This is a genomic window from Kitasatospora sp. MBT66 (assembly GCF_000710405.2).
Classification (GTDB): domain Bacteria; phylum Actinomycetota; class Actinomycetes; order Streptomycetales; family Streptomycetaceae; genus Kitasatospora; species Kitasatospora purpeofusca.
On the sequence record NZ_JAIY01000003.1, the window covers coordinates 337,012 to 339,566 of the forward strand.

Genomic DNA, 2,555 nt, shown 5'->3' on the forward strand with positions numbered 1-2,555 from the left:
TCGGTGACGGTCTTCATGGTGGCGGGGCTGGCGGCGGCGAACACATCGGCCGGGGCACCGGAGTTGATGCTCGTGGCGAGGGCCGAGCTGCCGCCGAAGTTGAAGGTGACCTTGGCGCCGGGGTTGGCGGCCTCGAACTTCTTGCCGAGGTCGGTGAAGGTCTCCTTGAGCGAGGCCGCGGCGAACACGGTGATCGTCCCGGAGGCCTTCGGGACGCCGGCCGCGCCCGTGCCGGCGCCGGTCGCCGCACCCGTGCCGGGGGCGGCGGGGGAGCTGCTGCTGCTCTTGGCGTCGGTGCCGCCGTCGCTGCCGCAGGCGGTGGCGCCGAGGGCGAGGACGAGGGCCGCCGCCGCGGTGGCGGTGAGCCTGGTGGCGGTGAGTCTGCGGATGGCCATTCCTTGGCTTCCCCTCCTGGGCGCGCCGGGAGGGGCGCGGGGTCAATGCCGCAGGTGCGGCCATTACGCCGATCATAGTGCCGCATATGCGGGCCGAATTTCGTCTGTCTCATCGCACAGGCCAGGGGTACCGAAGCGGGTGGCGGGCCTGTCGGAAGACGCAAGCGGCCCCGGGGCGGTCCTTCGGATCCGCGCCGCCGCCGAGGGGCGCGGGGCGGTCGGCGAGCGCGGGGTGGCGCGCGTCGGCAGCGCTCTGTGCGCCCCTTCTGTGCCGATTACCCGGCAGTTACGTTGGGGACGGAACGGGAGCACGACCGACCGGTCGCGCGGTCGGGGGCGGGGGCACCCGACCGCGAGCCGGACCGGTGAGGCGCACGACCGAGGAGGGGACATGTCGCTGACCGCCGCGACCACCAGCACCACCAGTACCACCGGCACCGCCGCCACCATCACCCGGATACCCGGGCCGCCCGGACTCCCGCTGGTGGGCTCGCTGCTCGACCTGACCCGGCGTCCGCTGCGCACGTACCTCGACGCCCGCCGCGACTACGGCGACGTCGTCCGCTTCGCCGCCGGACCGCCCGGGCTGCGCGCCGAGTTCTACGCGGTGTTCTCGCCGGAGGGCGCGCACCAGGTGCTCGGCAGCGAGGCGGCCAACTTCCGCAAGGACAACAGCTTCTACGACGAGCTGCGGACCAGCCTCGGCAACGGCCTGCTGACCAGCCAGGACGGCGACTACCACCGCCAGCGCCGGCTGATCCAGCCGCTGTTCACCCGGCGCCGGGTGGACGGCTACGCCGAGGCCGTCGGGCAGGAGTGCGGGGTGCTCGCCGACCGCTGGCGGGTGGTGCCCGGCGGCGTGGTCGACGTCGCGGAGGAGATGTCGCGGTTCGCGCTGCGCACGGTGTCCCGGATCCTGTTCGGGGCGGACGTGGAGGCGGCGGTGCGGGTGGTGCACCACAGCTTCCCGGTGCTCGGCGAGTTCGTCCTCGAACGCGGCTTCGCGCCGGTGAAGGTGCCCCGCGGCTGGCCGACTCCCGCCAACCGGCGGGCCGCCGGTGCGCAGCGCGACCTCTACGCGGTGTGCGACCGGATCATCGCCGAGCGGGCGGTGCGGCGGGCGGCGGGTGTGGCCGACGCCGCCGGTCCGGAGGACCTGCTGGAACTGCTGACCCGGGCCCGGGGCGAGGACGGGGAGCGGCTCGACCCGGCGGAACTGCGCGACCAGGTCCTGATCTTCCTGCTCGCCGGGCACGAGACCACGGCGACCTCGCTCGCCTTCGCGCTCTTCCTGCTGGCCAAGCACCCGGAGCAGCGGCGCCGGGCGCGCGAGGAGGCGGACGCCGTACTGGCCGGACGGGCGCCGGTGGCGGCCGACCTGGAGGCGTTGCCCTACCTCACCCAGGTGCTGAAGGAGGCGATGCGGCTCTACCCGGCCGCCTCGCAGATGGGGCGCCGCTCGGTGGAGGAGTCGGTGATCGACGGGTACGTCGTGCCCGCCGGCGCCCAGGTCATCCTCGCGCCGTGGGTCACCCACCGGCACCCGGACCACTGGGAGCAGCCGGACCGCTTCGACCCGGACCGCTTCCTGCCCGAGCGGGAGAAGGAGCGGCACCGTTACGCCTGGTACCCGTTCGGGGGCGGGCCGAGGGCTTGCATAGGGCAGCACTTCTCCATGCTGGAGTCGGTGCTGACACTGGGCGCGCTGCTGCGGGACTTCGATTTCGAGGCGGTGGACCGCGGCGTCCGGCTGGGGCAGGGGATCACGCTCCAGGTGCGGAGCCCGATGCGGGTCCGGCTGACGCCGCGCGGCTGAGGGGCGGGGGCCGGCGGCGGAGGGTTGACGGCGCAGGGCCGGCGGCGGAGGGCCCACGGCAAGCGGCCGGCGGGGCGGGGGAGTTGGACGCGGAGTGCCCGCCCCGGGCACTCCGCCGTCACGGCGGCCGGACCGGCCGGGGCAGACGACCGGGACATTCGAACACAACGCCCCGGTGCCGCGGGCGGATTCGCGGATCCTCGCCGCCGCCGGGCGGCCGCGCCGATAGCGTCCCATGCACCCCGGGTCGGAAGCGCACGCACGGACGGCGCAAGAAGCACCGTCGCTCCACCACCCCGGCCTCCGCGCGGAGTCCGCCCGGCCCGGGGGCACCCGGGCCGGGC

At 75.1% G+C, this 2,555-nt stretch carries 2 protein-coding genes; one reads left to right on the top strand and one right to left on the bottom strand.

Going from position 1 to position 2,555, the window contains the following annotated elements; translation table 11 throughout:
* A partial coding sequence (locus tag BI06_RS03425; RefSeq protein WP_149030281.1) for an extracellular solute-binding protein occupies positions 1–395 on the bottom strand: 395 nt, incomplete at its 3' end.
* Between the two features lie 391 nt (positions 396–786).
* Between BI06_RS03425 and BI06_RS03430 the strand changes: the two genes are divergently transcribed.
* Complete coding sequence (locus BI06_RS03430) at positions 787–2,211, top strand: cytochrome P450 (RefSeq protein WP_030391945.1); 1,425 nt, start codon at positions 787–789, stop codon at positions 2,209–2,211.
* The last annotated feature ends 344 nt before the right edge of the window (positions 2,212–2,555 follow it).

Coding starts and splice junctions, on each gene's coding strand:
- BI06_RS03430 (WP_030391945.1), top strand. CDS start 787: ATGTCGCTGACCGCCGCGACCACCAGCACCACCAGTACCACCGGCACC.